15 protein-coding genes are annotated in these 15,886 nt (G+C 72.7%); 11 read left to right on the forward strand and 4 right to left on the reverse strand.

What is annotated here, in order from left to right; all coding sequences use genetic code 11:
* Positions 1–39 precede the first annotated feature (39 nt).
* From IG90_RS0120825 to IG90_RS0120835, 3 genes are all read left to right on the forward strand, one after another.
* A complete protein-coding gene (locus tag IG90_RS0120825; protein WP_030586388.1) occupies positions 40–1,065 on the forward strand; it encodes a C40 family peptidase in 1,026 nt (341 codons plus the stop codon).
* A 266-nt stretch (positions 1,066–1,331) separates the two neighbouring features.
* Entirely contained in the window at positions 1,332–2,360 is a 1,029-nt protein-coding gene (locus IG90_RS0120830; protein ID WP_030586391.1) for a C40 family peptidase, read from the forward strand.
* A gap of 16 nt (positions 2,361–2,376) precedes the next feature.
* On the forward strand, positions 2,377–3,633 hold the full coding sequence (locus IG90_RS0120835) for a hypothetical protein (RefSeq protein ID WP_030586394.1): 1,257 nt from the start codon (positions 2,377–2,379) through the stop codon (positions 3,631–3,633).
* On the opposite strand, the gene IG90_RS0120840 is transcribed toward IG90_RS0120835, so the two are convergent.
* Positions 3,609–4,859, reverse strand: a complete 1,251-nt coding sequence (locus IG90_RS0120840; protein WP_030586397.1) for a glycosyltransferase 87 family protein — start codon at positions 4,857–4,859, stop codon at positions 3,609–3,611. The two genes, IG90_RS0120835 and IG90_RS0120840, sit on opposite strands and share 25 nt — an antisense overlap.
* A 105-nt stretch (positions 4,860–4,964) precedes the next feature.
* Between IG90_RS0120840 and IG90_RS0120845 the strand changes: the two genes are divergently transcribed.
* Positions 4,965–6,107: a glycosyltransferase family 4 protein gene (locus IG90_RS0120845; RefSeq protein ID WP_030586399.1), complete on the forward strand. Its 1,143-nt coding sequence runs from the start codon at positions 4,965–4,967 to the stop codon at positions 6,105–6,107.
* A 150-nt stretch (positions 6,108–6,257) separates the two neighbouring features.
* Here IG90_RS0120845 and IG90_RS0120850 read toward each other — a convergent pair whose 3' ends face one another.
* On the reverse strand, positions 6,258–8,054 hold the full coding sequence (locus IG90_RS0120850) for an AMP-dependent synthetase/ligase (protein ID WP_030586402.1): 1,797 nt from the start codon (positions 8,052–8,054) through the stop codon (positions 6,258–6,260).
* 279 nt (positions 8,055–8,333) lie between these two features.
* Here IG90_RS0120850 and IG90_RS0120855 point away from each other — a divergent pair, with 279 nt between their 5' ends.
* From IG90_RS0120855 to IG90_RS0120880, 6 genes are all read left to right on the forward strand, one after another.
* Positions 8,334–9,140 (forward strand): metallophosphoesterase family protein, encoded by an 807-nt coding sequence (locus IG90_RS0120855; RefSeq protein ID WP_030586405.1) that lies wholly within the window; start codon positions 8,334–8,336, stop codon positions 9,138–9,140.
* 109 nt (positions 9,141–9,249) lie between these two features.
* Complete coding sequence (locus tag IG90_RS0120860; protein ID WP_030586408.1) at positions 9,250–9,699, forward strand: SRPBCC family protein; 450 nt, start codon at positions 9,250–9,252, stop codon at positions 9,697–9,699.
* 5 nt (positions 9,700–9,704) lie between these two features.
* Complete coding sequence (locus tag IG90_RS0120865) at positions 9,705–10,889, forward strand: ArsA family ATPase (RefSeq protein WP_030586411.1); 1,185 nt, start codon at positions 9,705–9,707, stop codon at positions 10,887–10,889.
* Between the two features lie 84 nt (positions 10,890–10,973).
* Positions 10,974–11,444, forward strand: coding sequence for a DUF5304 domain-containing protein (locus IG90_RS0120870; RefSeq protein ID WP_030586414.1), 471 nt, complete (start codon positions 10,974–10,976; stop codon positions 11,442–11,444).
* A gap of 122 nt (positions 11,445–11,566) precedes the next feature.
* The gene (locus IG90_RS0120875) at positions 11,567–12,508 is read left to right on the forward strand and encodes an ROK family glucokinase (RefSeq protein ID WP_030586417.1); all 942 of its coding nucleotides are present in this window, start codon (positions 11,567–11,569) and stop codon (positions 12,506–12,508) included.
* A 136-nt stretch (positions 12,509–12,644) separates the two neighbouring features.
* Positions 12,645–13,397 (forward strand): endonuclease/exonuclease/phosphatase family protein, encoded by a 753-nt coding sequence (locus IG90_RS0120880; protein ID WP_030586419.1) that lies wholly within the window; start codon positions 12,645–12,647, stop codon positions 13,395–13,397.
* A gap of 15 nt (positions 13,398–13,412) precedes the next feature.
* On the opposite strand, the gene IG90_RS0120885 is transcribed toward IG90_RS0120880, so the two are convergent.
* Together IG90_RS0120885 and IG90_RS0120890 are read right to left on the reverse strand one after the other, a co-directional pair.
* Positions 13,413–14,108 (reverse strand): hypothetical protein, encoded by a 696-nt coding sequence (locus tag IG90_RS0120885; protein ID WP_030586422.1) that lies wholly within the window; start codon positions 14,106–14,108, stop codon positions 13,413–13,415.
* Positions 14,101–14,880, reverse strand: a complete 780-nt coding sequence (locus tag IG90_RS0120890; RefSeq protein ID WP_030586425.1) for an alpha/beta hydrolase — start codon at positions 14,878–14,880, stop codon at positions 14,101–14,103. Before IG90_RS0120890 ends, IG90_RS0120885 begins: the two co-directional genes overlap by 8 nt.
* 219 nt (positions 14,881–15,099) lie before the next feature.
* Between IG90_RS0120890 and IG90_RS0120895 the strand changes: the two genes are divergently transcribed.
* Positions 15,100–15,870 carry a lysophospholipid acyltransferase family protein gene (locus IG90_RS0120895; RefSeq protein ID WP_030586427.1) on the forward strand — a complete coding sequence of 257 codons (771 nt, stop codon included), beginning with the start codon at positions 15,100–15,102 and terminating at the stop codon, positions 15,868–15,870.
* Positions 15,871–15,886 lie beyond the last annotated feature (16 nt).

Consider the following 15,886-nt stretch of genomic DNA (forward strand, 5'->3'; position numbering starts at 1 on the left):
GCCCGGTAGGCGGCTCTGAGGAAGAAGGAGCTCGCCTTCGTGGCGTCCCACCGTCGTCCCAAGCAGCCGAGCCGCACCCGCGTGACCGTGCTCACCGCGACCGCCGCTGCGGCCGTGGCCCTGACCTCCCAGGCCGCCCACGCCGACCCCAAGCCGAGCAAGAGCGAAGTCAAGGCGAAGGTCGACAAGCTCTACCACGAGGCCGAGGCGGCCACGGAGAAGTACAACGGGGCCAAGGAGCAGCAGGACAACCTGAAGAAGGAAGTCGACGCGCTCCAGGACAAGGTCGCGCGCGGCCAGGCCGAGCTCAACACGCTGCGCGGCGAACTCGGTTCGATCGCCACCGCGCAGTACCGCTCCGGCGGCATCGACCCCTCGGTGGCCCTTTTCCTCGCCTCGGACCCGGACAGCTTCCTCGACCAGGCCTCCGCGCTCGACCAGCTGACGGTCAAGCAGACGGAGTCGCTGCAGAAGATCCAGTCCAAGCAGCGCACCCTCGCCCAGCAGCGCAAGGAAGCCCAGGACAAGCTCGGCGACCTCGCCGACGTCCGCGAGGCGCTCGGCGAGAACAAGAAGAAGTTCCAGGGCAAACTGGCCGACGCCCAGCAGCTGCTCAACACGCTGACCCAGGCCGAGCGGGCGAAGATCCAGGAGGAGGAGAACCGCGCCAGCCGCGCCTCCACCGAGCGGGTCGAACTCGGCAACGAGGCCCCCGCGTCCGGCCGTGGCGCCGCTGCCCTCAGCGCCGCCGCCACACAGATCGGCAAGCCGTACGTCTCCGGCGGCTCGGGCCCCAACTCCTACGACTGCTCCGGGCTGACCCAGTGGGCCTTCGCCCAGGCCGGCGTCTCCATCACCCGGACCACGTACACCCAGCAGAACGACGGCCAGCGGATCGGCCGCAGCCAGCTCAAGCCGGGCGACCTCGTCTTCTTCAACGGGCTGTCGCACGTCGGCTTCTACGCCGGCAACAACCAGATCCTGCACGCCCCGAAGCCGGGCACCGTCGTCCGCTACGAGTCGATGGACTACATGGGCACCTTCCAGTTCGGCGTCCGCATCTGACGCCACGGGGCGCCCACGACACCCCCACGGAACGCCCGAACGAGGGAATCGTCGCGCACCACGCTGACGCCCCCGCCCCGCCGGAGACCAAGGTCACGGGCGGGGCGGCGGCGTTGGGACCCCCGCTCTGCCCCCGGCGCGGTCTTTGGCCGGTGCGTAGTCGTCCGATTACTGTCTGGCTGCTGTGCAGCTCCCGGTCTCCGTCCGCCCGCCCGGGCGGCAGGGTCTGCGCACCACCGCGTCAGCGGAAGGGAGTGCGGCTACCTGTGGTGTCCCATCGCCGTTCCACACAGTCCGGCTTCAACAGAGGCGTCCGGGTCACGGTCATCTCGGCTGCCGCCGCCACCGCGGCGGCCACACTGACCGGGGCCCCGGCGACCGCCGACCCGAAGGACACCCGGGAGAGCGCCAAGGCCGCCGTCGACCGCCTCTACGGGGAGGCCGAGCAGGCCACCGAGCGGTTCAACGAGGCCGGGGAGCGTGTGGACCGGCTGCGCGGCGAGGCGGACCGCGCTCAGGACGCCACCGCCCGGGGCCAGGAACGCGTCAACCGGATGCGCAACGCGCTCGGCGCCATGGCAGGAGCCCAGTACCGCACCGGCTCCATCGACCCGGCGCTCGCGCTGCTGCTCTCCGCCGACCCGGACACCTACCTGGAGCGGGCCGCCGCCCTCGACCGGGCCGGCGCCCGCCAGGCGATGATCATGGACAACCTGCGGCACGCCCAGCGCAAGATCGCCCAGACCCGCGCCGAGGCCACCCGCGCCCTGACCGAACTGGAGCGCAACCGGGCCGCCGTCACCCGCCACAAGCGCGCCGTCGAGGGCAAGCTCCGCGAGGCCCGCCGGCTGCTCGACTCGCTGCCGCCCGAGGAACGCGCCTCCTTCGACCGGGCGTCGCGCACCGGCCGCGACGGGGTGCCCGACCTCTCCGGCGTCGCCCCCGGCTCCGTCCGCGCGATGTCCGCTGTGGCCGCCGCCCACCGGGCGCTCGGCAGACCCTACGTCTGGGGCGCCAACGGGCCTTCCGGATTCGACTGTTCCGGCCTGATGCAGTGGGCCTACGCCCAGGCCGGGGTGAGCCTGCCCCGCACCTCCCAGGCCCAGCGCCACGCGGGCCGCATGGTGCCGCTCTCCCAGGCTCAGCCCGGTGACCTGGTCGCCTACCGCGCGGACGCCAGCCACATCGGCATGTACGTCGGCAACGGCCAGGTCATCCACGCCCCCTACCCGGGCGCCCCGGTCCGCTACGATCCGGTCGGCATGATGCCGGTCTCCTCGGTCACCCGGATCTGACCGTACGATCGGCAGGGTGGCCGTACGAGGACGTGACGCGCGCGGGGGAGGCCCCCGGGGACGGCGGCGTGCGGCGGGCCTGCTGCTCGCCGCGCTCCTGACCGCGTCCGCCTGCACGGCCCCCGCCGACCCGGACACCTTCCTCACCACCGGCGCCCTCGACGCCACCCTGGAGAGCCGCGCGGCGGCCGTCCTCGCCCACGACCCGGCGGGCTACCTCGACGCCCTCGCCCCGGACGCCGCGCAGCTGCGGGCCGCCCAGCGCACCGAACTGGACCAGCTCGCCGACGTGCCCCTGAAGTCCTGGACCTACGACGTCAAGGGCATCACCGAGCAGGACGGGCAGTGGGCCACCGCCGACGTGGAGCTGCGCTACCGGATCGCCGGGTACGACACCGCCCCGGTCGCCACCCGCCGCGTCCTGGAGCTGATGCGGGACGGCGAGCGCTGGTACATCACCGCGGACCGGCCCGCCAAGGGCGCCTCCGGGCAGCTGTGGCAGCAGGGGGACGTGGAGGTCGTCGAGGGCGCCCACAGCATCGTCCTGGGCGTCGGACGGCCCGAGAGCGAGCTCCGTCAGGTCGCCGACACCGTGGACCTCGCCGTACCGGCCGTCTCGGACGCCTGGCCGAGGCCCTGGACCCGCCGGGTGGTGGTCCTCGTCCCGGACTCCGTCGAGGACATGGCGGGGCTGCTGGGCTCACCGGAGGCCAGCTACCGGGGCATCGCCGCCGTCACCACCGGCGAGGTCGGCGGCACCGGCAAGCGCCCGGCCATCGCCGACCGGGTGATCGTCAACCCGCAGGCGTACGCCACCCTGGGCGGTTTCGGGCAGCGGATCGTCCTGACCCATGAGACGACCCATGTCGCCACCCGGACCAGTACCTCCACCGCCACCCCCGTCTGGCTCTCCGAGGGCTTCGCCGACTGGACGGCCTACCGGGGCGAGGACCGCGCCGCCGACACGATCGCCCCCGAGCTGGCCGCCGCCGTCCGCAGCGGCGAGACCCCCGCCGAGCTCCCCGCCGACCCGGACTTCGGCTTCGACGGCGACCCCGCGAAGCTCGCGGGGGCCTACCAGGGCGGCTGGCTGGCCTGCGAGCTGATCGCTGAGCGGTGGGGCAAGGAGAAGCTGATCGCCTTCTACGAGGCCGTCGGCGCCCACGACGGGCGGGACGGGGCGGTGGAGCAGGCGCTGAACGCGGTGCTCGACACCACCCCCGAGCAGTTCACCGCCGACTGGCGTGACTACCTCGCCACCCGGCTCGGCTGACCCCCGACCGCGAGAGGGGCGGCGGCCTCCGCACGCGGTCTCCCCGGCACCGTCGACCGCCACAGCCGCCGAGCCGCGATCAGCGAGGCGGCCACCAGAAGCCCGTTCCGTACGAGAAGGAGCGTCACGCCCCACGCGTCGCTCGCCACCACATGGCCGAAGCCGATCGGGAACTCCAGCAGCGTCACCCCCGACGCCACCAGCACCAGGACCGCCGGAAGCGTCATCGCGGCCCCCCGGAACGCCAGGCACACCGCCGCGAGCCCGACCAGCCACACCACGTACTGCGGGCTGATCACCCGGCTGGTGACCGTGAACAGCAGCACCGCCGTGAACGCCGCCTCGGCCGGGGTGTGCGCCGCGAACGACCCCGCCCGCAGGCGCCACAGCACCAGCCAGCCCAGCGCCAGGGCCCCAAGCCCCAGCGCCAGCGTCGACACCAGTTCCACGTGCGGTCCGACGAACTCCAGCGAGCCGTAGCGCAGCTCCACCCGCCCCTCCCAGCCGAACCGCCGCGCCACATGGAAGACCAGCGCCCCCAGCGACTCGACCTCGGTACCCCGGTCCCGCTGGAAGGCCAGGAACGCGAAAGCCCCCGGCAGCCACAGCGCGAACGACGCCGCGAGCCCCGCCGCCGTCAGCGCCGCCGCCCCCCAGGCCGCCCTCGTCGGACGCCCCTTCCGCACCCCCACCAGCAGCAGCGCGGGCCACCCCTTCAGCAGCGCCCCGAACGCGGCCAGAGCCCCCAGCGCACGCGGGCGGCACACTCCGGCCAGCAGCGCCGCCACCGCGACCGCCGTCACCATCAGGTCGTACCGGGCGTAGACCGTCGGCCCCAGCAGCGGCACCCCCACGATCCACCCCCACGCGCCCGCCGCCCTTATCCCCGGCCGCCGCCCCACGTACAGCAGCAGCCCCAGCACCAGCGCGTCGCAGAGCAGTACGAGGACGAAGAAGGCGGCCGCGTACCCCAGGAACGGCAGCAGGGCCGGGGAGAGGATCGCCAGGGCCGCCCCGGGCGGGTACTGCCAGGTGACATCGTCCAGCGGATACGTGCCCGTCAGCAGGGTCTCGTACCAGCTCCGGTAGATCACCGACACGTCCACCGTGACGTCCGGGCCGGGCACCGTGACCACCTTGAACACACAGGCCAGCAACCAGGCCCGGCTCAGCACCCACACCGCGTACGGCCACGGCCTGGCGCCGGTGACCGCTCGTCCCGTCATCGCCGTCCGCCTTCGTCGTCCCCAGCCGGGTCTCCCGGCGGCCCATGATGCCGGGGGCCATGCGCGGGAGCGGTGAGGCGCGGCCGTTCGGTACTGTCGGCGGCGATGGACAAGACCTTGATCGTGACCAACGACTTCCCGCCCCGCCCCGGTGGCATCCAGGCGTTCCTGCACAACATGGCGCTTCGCCTGGATCCCGACCGGGTCGTCGTCTACGCCTCCACCTGGAAGCACGGCGAGGAGGGCGCGGCGGCCACCGCCGCCTTCGACGCCGAGCAGCCGTTCACCGTGGTCCGCGACCGGACGACGATGCTGCTGCCGACCCCGCGCGTCACCCGCCGGGCCACCGCCCTGCTGCGCGAACACGACTGCACCTCCGTCTGGTTCGGCGCGGCCGCCCCGCTCGGCCTGATGGCCCCGGCGCTGCGTCGCGCGGGCGCCCGGCGGCTGGTGGCCACCACCCACGGGCACGAGGCCGGCTGGGCGCAACTGCCCGCCTCCCGGCAGCTGCTGCGCCGGATCGGGGAGGGCACGGACACGATCACCTATCTCGGTGAGTACACCCGCTCCCGGATCGCCGCGGCCCTCACCCCGGACGCGGCCGGGCGCATGGTGCAACTGCCGCCCGGCGTCGACGAGAAGACCTTCCACCCGGCATCCGGCGGCGACCGCGTCCGGGCCCGCCTCGGGCTCTCCGACCGCCCGGTGGCCGTCTGTGTCTCGCGCCTGGTGCCGCGCAAGGGCCAGGACACACTGATCCTGGCCATGCCCGCGATCCTCGCGCAGATCCCGGACGCGGTACTGCTGATCGTCGGCGGCGGCCCGTACGCCAAGGACCTCAAGCGGCTCGCGGTGGAGACCGGCGTCCAGGACTCGGTGCGCTTCACCGGGCCCGTGCCCTGGGCCGAGCTGCCCGCGCACTACGGGGCCGGTGACGTCTTCGCCATGCCCTGCCGGACGCGGCGCGGGGGGCTCGACGTGGAGGGCCTCGGGATCGTCTACCTGGAGGCGTCCGCGACCGGGCTGCCCGTGGTGGCGGGCGACTCGGGCGGCGCCCCGGACGCGGTGCTCGACGGCGAGACCGGGTGGGTGGTGCGCGGCGGAAGCGCCGAGGAGTCGGCGGACCGGATCGTGACGCTGCTCGGCGACCCGGAGCTGCGGCGGCGGATGGGGGAGCGGGGCCGGGCCTGGGTCGAGGAGAAGTGGCGCTGGGACCTGCTGGCGGAGAAGCTCAAGACCCTGTTGTGAGTACGGAAGAGGGGCCCGCACCCGCACCAGCCACTTCGCAGCACTTCGCCCCGCCGACCAAGTCGACGGGGCGAAGCAACAGGGCCCGAATCGACCAACAGCGTCCGACTCCCGGTGCGGGCCCCTCCGTACACGTACGCGTCACGCCGCTCAGGCGCGGTAGATCGACTCCACCTCGTCCGCGAAGTCCTTCGCCACCACGTTCCGCTTCAGCTTCAGCGACGGCGTGAGGTGGCCCGCCTCTTCGGTGAACTGGGCAGGCAGGATACGGAACTTGCGCACCGACTCGGCCTTGGAGACCGCCGCGTTGCCGTCGTCCACCGCCCGCTGCACCTCGGCCAGCAGCTCCGCGTCCTCGCGCAGCGACAGGGCCGTCGAGCCGGCCGGTTTGCCGTTCTCCTCGGCCCAGCGGCTCAGGAACTCCTCGTCCAGGGTGACCAGCGCGCCGACGAACGGGCGGCCGTCGCCGACCACCATGCACTCCGCGACCAGGGCGTGCGCGCGGATGCGGTCCTCGATGACGGCCGGAGCGACGTTCTTGCCGCCCGCCGTCACGATGATCTCCTTCTTGCGGCCGGTGATCGCGAGGTAGCCGTCCTCGTCGAGCGTGCCGATGTCCCCGGTGTGGAACCAGCCGTCGGCCAGCGCCTCGGCCGAAGCCGACTCGTTCTTCCAGTAACCGGTGAACAGGTGCTCGCCGTGCAGCAGCACCTCGCCGTCGTCCGCGATCCGCACCACGGATCCGGGCAGCGGCTGGCCGACCGTGCCGATCTTCTGCCGGTCCCACGGGTTGAACGCGGTCGCCGCACAGGTCTCGGTCAGGCCGTAGCCCTCCAGGACCGTGAAGCCGATGCCCCGGTAGAAGTGGCCGAGCCGTTCGCCCAGCGGGGCGCCGCCGGAGATCGCGTGCTCGCCCCGGCCGCCGAGCACCGCGCGCAGCTTCCCGTAGACCAGCTTGTCGAAGAGCTTGTGCTTGAGCTTCAGCCCCAGCGAGGGACCCCCCGGGGTGCTCAGCGCCCGGCTGTAGGCGATCGCCGTGTCGGCGGCCCGGTCGAAGATCTTGCCCTTGCCGTCCGCCTGTGCCTTCGCACGGGCCGCGTTGTAGACCTTCTCGAAGACCCGGGGCACGCCCAGGATCAGCGTCGGCCGGAACGAGGCCAGCTCATCGGTGAGGTTCTTGATGTCGGGGACGCAGCCGAGCTTGATCGGGGCCATCACCGAGGCCACCTCGACCAGCCGGCCGAAGACGTGCGCGGCGGGCAGGAACAGCAGCACCGAGCACTCGCCCGTACGGAAGAGGGGCTTCAGCCGCTCCACCACGTTGCCGCACTCCGCGAAGAAGCTGCGGTGGGTGAGCACACAGCCCTTGGGGCGGCCCGTGGTGCCCGAGGTGTAGACGATCGTCGCCGGGTCGTCCGCCTTGGCGCTGCGCGTCCGCAGGTCCATGGTCTCGTCCGAGACCTCGGCCCCCGCCCTGCCCAGCGCCTCCACGGCACCCGCGTCGATCTGCCACACATGCGCGAGCTCCGGCAGCGCGTCCCGTACGGAGGCCACGGACGCGGCGTGCGCGTCGCTCTCCACGAGCACCGCCACCGCCCCGGAGTCGCCGAGGATCCACTGCACCTGCTCGGCGGAACTGGTCTCGTACACCGGCACGGTCACCGCGCCCGCGCTCCAGATCGCGAAGTCCAGCAGCACCCACTCGTAACGGGTGCGCGACATCAGGGCGACCCGGTCACCGGGCTGCACGCCCGAGGCGATCAGCCCTTTGGCGGCGGCTCTCACCTCGGCCAGGAACTGGGTGGCGCTGACGTCCGTCCAGACGCCGGCCACCTTGCGGCTCATCACCGCGACGTCGGGATGCTGAGCGGCATTGCGGCGGATGAGATCCGTCAGGTTGCCGTCCGTCGGGACCTCGTACAGGGCCGGAAGGCTGAACTCGCGCAAGGCTGCTGCTCCTCATCGGGCTCCGGTGCCACGGCTCTGTGTGACGCACCGGCTGCGGTCCAAGAATGGCGGGTGCTCAGCGGGGTGAGCACGACTGGACTGCCCGGACGTTACCCACCAGTACTCGGTTCCGGATAGGGGGTTCCGGCCAGATGTCTTATGCATCACACATATAAATGGCCCTTTCGCGCACAGTAGTCCACTGCCGTCACGACGTGGAAGTAACCGCAGGTCCGGACGGTCTACCCAGGGACGGAACGGGCGCTCTAGGGTGATCCCATGCGAGGCAGCGAACCGGACAGCCGGGATCCGGCCGGGGGATCGACCCGGATTCACGTGGTCAGCGACGTGCACGGCAACACCGAGGCCCTGGCCCGCGCCGGGGATGGCGCCGACGCCCTGATCTGCCTCGGCGACCTGGTGCTCTTCCTCGACTACGCCGACCACTCGCGCGGCATCTTCCCCGACCTTTTCGGCGAGGAGAACGCCGACCGCATCGTCGCCCTGCGCACCGCCCGCCGCTACGACGAGGCCCGCGCCTTCGGCCGCGAGCTGTGGGCGGGCCGCGACCGCAGCGCCGAGATCCTCGGCGCGGTGCGCAAGCAGTACGCCGAACTCTTCGCCGCCTTCCCCGCTCCGACGTACGCCACCTACGGCAACGTCGACGTCCCCGACCTGTGGCCGGAGTACGCCCTTCCCGGCACCACCGTGCTGGACGGCGAACGCGTGGAGATCGGCGGCCGGGTCTTCGGCTTCGTCGGCGGCGGCCTCAAGACCCCGATGAACACCCCGTACGAGATCAGCGACGAGGAGTACGCCGCCAAGGTCGAGGCGCTCGGCCCGGTCGACGTCCTCTGCTCGCACATCCCGCCCGAGGTCCCCGAGCTGACGTACGACACCGTCGCCCGCCGCTTCGAACGCGGCAGCCGCGCCCTGCTGGAGGCGATCCGCGCCACCCGCCCCCGGTACGCGCTTTTCGGCCATGTTCACCAGCCGTTGGTCCGCCGGATGCGGATAGGGACCACCGAGTGCGTCAACGTCGGCCACTTCGCCTCGACCGGAACGCCCTGGGCGCTGACCTGGTGACCACGGGCGGCCGGGCCGTGGACCGGAGCGCCCCGGGCACGCGATAGCCTGCACAGCGGCAGGCTCCTGCCGAACGCGACCGGTAACACCGCACTGGAGGGCCACGGCGATGGCTGAACACACCAGCTCGAGCATCACGATCGAGGCGACGCCGGCCGACGTCATGGGCGTGATCGCCGACTTCGCCCGCTACCCGGAGTGGACCGGAGAGGTCAAGGAGGCCGAGGTCCTCTCCACCGACGACCAGGGCCGCGCCGAGCAGGTCCGCCTCGTCCTGGACGCCGGCGCGATCAAGGACGACCACGTCCTCTCCTACACGTGGACCGGCGAGAACGAAGTCAGCTGGAGCCTCGTCAAGTCCCAGATGCTGCGCTCCCTGGACGGCACCTACGCCCTGGCCCCGCTCGGCGGCGGCGAGCGCACCGAGGTCACCTACCGGCTCGCGGTCGACGTCAAGATCCCGCTGCTCGGCATGATCAAGCGCAAGGCCGAGAAGGTCATCATCGACCGCGCCCTCGCCGGTCTGAAGAAGCGCGTCGAGTCCGCTCCGGGGACCTGACAGCCGTGCGTACGGTCCTGGTCACCGGCCTCGGCGGCGCGGGCCGCACCACCGTCGCCGCGGCCACCGCCCTGGCCGCCGCGGCGCACGGCAGCCGCACGCTCCTGATCGCCGCCGAGGCCATACCCGGCTTCCCGGCCGCCACGGAACCCACCCGGGTCACCGGCCTTCTCGACCACGCCCGCGTCGACTCCGGCGAGCACTTCCGCGCCGAACTCACCGAACTCCAGAAGCGCGCGTCCGGCGTCCTGGACCTGCTCGGCGCCGGCCGGCTCGACGGCGAGGAGCTCACCGAGCTCCCCGGCTCCCCGCAGCTCGCCCTGCTGCACACGCTGCGCCGGGCCGCCGAGGGCGACTGGGCCGGTTACGACACCCTCGTCGTCGACCTCCCGCCGCTCACCGAAGCCCTCGCCCTCCTCGCCCTGCCGGAACAGCTGCGCCGCTACCTGCGCCGGCTGCTCCCCGCCGAACGCCAGGCCGCCCGCGCCCTGCGCCCGGTCCTCGCCCAGCTCGCCGGGGTCCCGATGCCCGCGCAGTGGCTGTACGAGGCCGCTGCCCGCAAGGACGCCGAGCTGGCCGCCGTCCAGGCCCTGATCGAGGACGCGTCCACCACGCTCCGGCTGGTCGCGGAGCCGGGCCCGGCCGCCGAGGACTCCCTGCGCGCCGCCCGTACCGGCCTCGCCCTGCACGGACTGAGCGCCGACCTGCTCGTCGCCTCCCGCGTCCTGCCCCGGCACTCGCCCGACCCCTGGTTCGCCGCGCTCGCCGCCCAGCAGGAGAAGTGCCTGGACCACTGGCACCAGGACGTGGCGCCGGACCTCCCCGTGCACGAGGCCGCCCACCTGGGCCGCGACCCGCAGGGCCCGGACGACCTGGCCGCGCTGGAGATCCCCGCCCCCGACGACCGGACGCCCGGCCGGGCCGAGGACCCCTGGTGGACCGAGGAGGAGCCGGACACCGAGGACGCGACGGTCCTCGCCTGGTGTCTGCCGCTGCCCGGCGCCGCCAAGGAGGACCTGCGCCTGGTCCGCCGGGGCGACGAACTGCTCCTGACCGTCGGCCCCTTCCACCGGATCGTGCGGATCGCCTCCGCGCTGCGCCGCTGCACCGTCTCCGGCGCCGCCCTGGCCGACGGGGTGCTGCGGGTGAGGTTCACACCGGATCCGGCCCTGTGGCCGCGCACCTCCTGAACGGCGTGCGGCCGTTCGGGTAACGTCGGTAGTACGTGATACCGCAGGCCGACCGTCGGCCGCCCCGCGTCGCAGGAGTCCCCCATGAGTGAAGCCACCGATCGTCCCGTCGACGGCGACGCGTGGGCCGACGCCTGCGCCGAGGACCTCGCGGCCGAGAAGGCCCGCCGCCGGGCCGAGTACGGCCCCCAGCCGGGATCCGCCGCCGAGGAACTGCGCAAGCTGGTCGACGCGGTCGCCGACAAGGTGTCCTCGCTCCAGACCCCGCTGCTGGGCGTCGCCGCCCAGGGCGCGGTCCAGCAGGCCATCCGGCAGGCGAAGTCCGCCGTCGAACCGGTCATCGAACGCAATCCCGAGCTCTTCGACCACCTCGCCGCCGCGGGCAACGAGCTGCTGGCCGCCTACCGCTCCGCGGTCGAGGGCCAGGAGAGCCGCTGGACCCGGACCACCGAGGGCGCGTCCGGCACCGCGGGCCCCTCGAAGAAGGCCGCCGAGGACCCGTCCGACCCCCGCGACGAAGGTCCCTCCGGCACCGAACGCATCGACCTGGACTGACCGGACGCAACGGCCGGGAGAGACCGGGACACAACGGCCGGGACCCACCGGCCCAGGCCGGGCCGGAGCCGCGCCTCGGGTACGGTTGCCCCTAGCGGGGCTCGACCGAAACTGAGGGATTCATGGGACTCACCATCGGCGTCGATATCGGCGGCACGAAGATCGCGGCTGGAGTGGTCGACGAAGAGGGCCGGATCCTCTCGACGTTCAAGGTGGCGACCCCGCCGACGGCCGAAGGCATCGTCGACGCGATCTGCGCGGCGGTGGCCGGGGCGAGCGAGGGACACGAGGTGGAGGCCGTCGGCATCGGCGCCGCCGGTTACGTCGACGACAAGCGCGCCACCGTGCTGTTCGCACCGAACATCAACTGGCGTCACGAGCCGCTCAAGGACAAGGTCGAGCAGCGCGTCGGCCTGCCGGTCGTCGTCGAGAACGACGCCAACGCCGCGGCCTGGGGCGAGTATCGCTTCGGGGCCGGCCAGGGTCACGACGACGTCATCTGCATCACACTGGGCACCGGCCTCGGCGGCGGCATCATCATCGGCAACAAGCTGCGCCGCGGACGCTTCGGCGTGGCCGCCGAGTTCGGCCACGTCCGGGTCGTCCCGGACGGTCTGCTCTGCGGCTGTGGCAGCCAGGGCTGCTGGGAGCAGTACGCCTCCGGCCGCGCCCTCGTCCGGTACGCCAAGCAGCGCGCCAACGCCACCCCTGAGAACGCCGTCGTCCTGCTCGGCCTCGGCGACGGCTCGGTGGACGGCATCGAGGGCAAGCACATCAGCGAGGCCGCCCGTCAGGGCGACCCGGTGGCCATCGACTCGTTCCGCGAGCTGGCCCGCTGGGCCGGCGCCGGACTGGCCGACCTCGCCTCACTGTTCGACCCGTCCGCGTTCATCGTCGGCGGCGGCGTCTCGGACGAGGGCGAGCTGGTCCTCGACCCGATCCGCAAGTCGTTCCGGCGCTGGCTGATCGGCGGCGAGTGGCGCCCGCACGCCCAGGTACTGGCCGCCCAACTCGGCGGCAAGGCAGGGCTCGTGGGCGCGGCCGACCTGGCCCGCCAGGGTTAGAGGGCGCCCGGCGGATCATGACCGGGCCGGACCTGATCCGCCGGACACTCCCGGTCATCCCCCGCTCGTACGACGCACGAGGCGCCCGTCGCCGCCCTCCGGGGCGGTGGCGGGCGTCCGTCGTATCGTGGCCCGCATGGTCCTGACGCCACTGCCCGACTCCCGTACCGAGCCGGACGGTTCAGCCGTGATCCGGGTGCTGAGCTACAACGTCCGGTCGATGCACGACGACACCGCCGCGCTGGCCCGGGTCATCCGCGCGTGCGCACCCGACCTGGTCCTGGTCCAGGAGGCCCCGCGCTTCTTCCGCTGGCGCAAGGCCGCGGCCAGGCTCGCGAAGAGCAGTGGGCTGGTGGTGCTGAGCGGCGGGGCCACCGCCGCCGGGCCGCTGCTGCTGTGCTCGCTGCGGACGACCGTCGAGCGCACCGAGGACGTCCTGCTGCCGCTCACCCCCGGCCTGCACCGCAGGGGCTTCGCCACCGCCGTGGTGCGGATCGCCGGCACCCGGCTCGGCGTGCTGAGCTGCCATCTGAGCCTCCAGCGCGACGAACGCCTCGCCCAGGCGGACCTGCTGCTGGAACGGCTGGCCTCGATGGGCGTGGAGCACGCGGTGGCGGGCGGCGACCTCAACGACGTACCGACCGGCAGGGCGTTCCAGCACCTGGCCGGGAAGCTCCAGGACTGCCGGGCCGTCGCCCCGTGGGGCGGCGAGCTGACGTTCCCGCAGGACGGACCGCGCAAGCGCATCGACGCGGTGTTCGCGACCCCGGGCATCGAGGTGCTCGGCTGTGGTGTCCCGGCCGGGCTGCCCAAGGTGAGCGGGGACGACCTGAGGGCGGCCACGGACCATCTGCCCGTCCTGGCCGCCCTCAAAGTCCCCGCCGGATGATCCACCGGACACTCCCTACACGACCGCGCCGCGCCCCGGGTCGCCGTAGGTGTCGTCATCGTCGTCGTGCGGCATCCGGGCCACCAGGGTGGCGAAGCCGCCGAGGAAGCCACCGATGCAGAGCGTGGTGAGCCACCAGGTCATCTCCCACTGGAGCAGCACCGCGACGAGCATCAGGACCGGCCCGCCGATCACCGCCAGCCAGGCGAACTTCGCCGTGACGTCGGCCTCCGGCAGCGGCGGCGGCTCCGGGGGCACGAAGTGGCCCTCGTCCCCGTCGTCCGGCACGTCGATGCCGTCGTCCTTGGACGCGGGCAGCTCGTAGTCCCGCGGACCGGCGACGCCGGGTGCGAAGACCACCGAGCTGCCCAGCGGCTTCTTCTCCGGCGGCTTCGGGGGCGTCTTGCCGGACCCCTTGTCCGCCTGGTCCCCGGCGCTGCCGTCCTTCGGCCCCAGCACGTTGCGCTGATCGTCCTCCAGCAGGGCCAGGTCCTCGACGGACTTGAACGGCTTGGCGCCCGGCGGGTCCGGCGGCTCCTCCCCGTACCCCGCGACGATCGCGGCCCACGCCGCGTCCTCGTCGATCGCCCGCTCCTGCTCCGCTCCCGCGTCCCCCGCCGGCTTCGTCCCCTCGGGGACGGCCGCGGGCTCCGTGGGGCGCGGTTCACGCTCCTCGCCGCTGCCTGTACGTTCCGCGTCGTGCTCAGCCACCGGACGTGCTCCCCTTCATCCCGACGTTCGGTGCGAGACGGCCGATGAACCGGTAGCTCTCATCGAAGATCCGCTCCGCATCATGGTCCAACGTCGCCACGTGGTAGCTCTGTTCCAGCAAGATCTCCGAGACGTCCGTGGAGGAGATCCGGCTCAGGATCCGCGCGCTGTCCGCGGGCGGCACGACATGGTCCTGCGGGCTGTGCAGCAGGACCACCGGCTGGGTCACCTGGGGCAGTTCCCCGTCGACCAGCCGCAAGAACCTCCGCAACGAGTGCGCCGCGTGCAGCGGCACCCGGTCGTAGCCCACCTCGTGCGAACCCGGCAGGGCGATGTCGTCGGCCACGCCCTTGGTCGTCGGCACCAGATGGCGGGCCACCGGCAGCGCGTACGCGGACAGGCCGTGCACCTTGTTGGCCGGGTTGACCAGCACCAGACCGCTGATCGCGTCCCCGTGCCTGGCCGCGAGCCGCAGGCTCAGCGCGCCGCCCATGGACAGGCCGAAGACGAAGACCCGCTCGCACTTGTCCCGCAGGGCCCGCAGCTCCCGGTCGACCTCCGCGTACCAGTCCTGCCAGCCGGTGACCGCCATGTCCTCCCAGCGGGTTCCGTGGCCGGGCAGCAGCGGCAGCGAGACCGTCAGCCCGCGCTCGGCGAGATAGTCGGCCCAGGGGCGCAGCGACTGCGGTGATCCGGTGAAGCCATGACAGAGGAGGACGCCGACCTCTCCGCCCTCGTGGCGGAACGGCTCGGCTCCAGGGAGGACCGGCACCAGGGTCTCCTGTTCGTGGGACGGGGCGGGGAGCACCTGAGGGAGTGCTTGACGGATGACTTCACCGTACGCGACCGGACCGACACCGACCAGGGCCGTCACGCCTCCCGGGGCGGCCCCGCACGGCCCGCCCGGGCAGGGGGTCGCCCCCTGCCTGGCAAAGGCCGCGACGACCCCACAGGTTAAGGTCTGACCGACAGCACACAGGAGGCACCAGAGTTGATCTACGGCGCAATGAAGTTCTCCATCGGCGGGTCCCTGAAGCTTGCCTTCCGGCCGTGGGTGGAGGGCCTGGAGAACATCCCCGAGCGCGGTCCGGCGATCCTCGCGAGCAACCACCTGTCGTTCTCCGACTCGTTCTTCCTCCCGGCCGTGCTGGACCGCAAGGTCACGTTCATCGCCAAGGCCGAGTACTTCACCGCACCCGGGGTCAAGGGCAAGCTCACCGCCGCCTTCTTCAAGGGCGTCGGTCAGCTCCCCGTCGACCGCTCCGGAGCCCGTGGCGCGGGCGAGGCGGCGATCAGGGCGGGCATCCAGGTCGTCGAGAGCGGCGGCCTCTTCGGCATCTACCCCGAGGGCACCCGCTCGCCCGACGGCCGCCTCTACCGGGGCAAGCCCGGCGGGCTGGCCCGCGTCGCGCTGGCCACCGGGGCCCCCGTGATCCCGGTCGCCATGATCGACACCGAGAAGATCCAGCCGCCCGGCCAGGTGATGCCCAAGCTGATGCGCCCCGGCATCCGGATCGGCAAGCGGCTGGACTTCAGCCGCTACCAGGGCATGGAGGGCGACCGCTTCATCCTGCGCTCGGTGACCGACGAGGTCATGTACGAGATCATGAAGCTCTCCGGCCAGGAGTACGTCGACATCTACGCCACCGCCGCCAAGCGCCAGATCGCCGACGAGGCGAAGGCCAAGGCCGAAGAGGCGAAGCGGGCCCAGAAGCAGGCCGCCGCGAGCAACGAGAACGGAACGGAACGGTCCGGCGCCTGACCGCGTCGTTCACCGT

It is taken from the genome of Streptomyces anulatus (assembly GCF_000721175.1).
Taxonomy (GTDB): domain Bacteria; phylum Actinomycetota; class Actinomycetes; order Streptomycetales; family Streptomycetaceae; genus Streptomyces; species Streptomyces anulatus_C.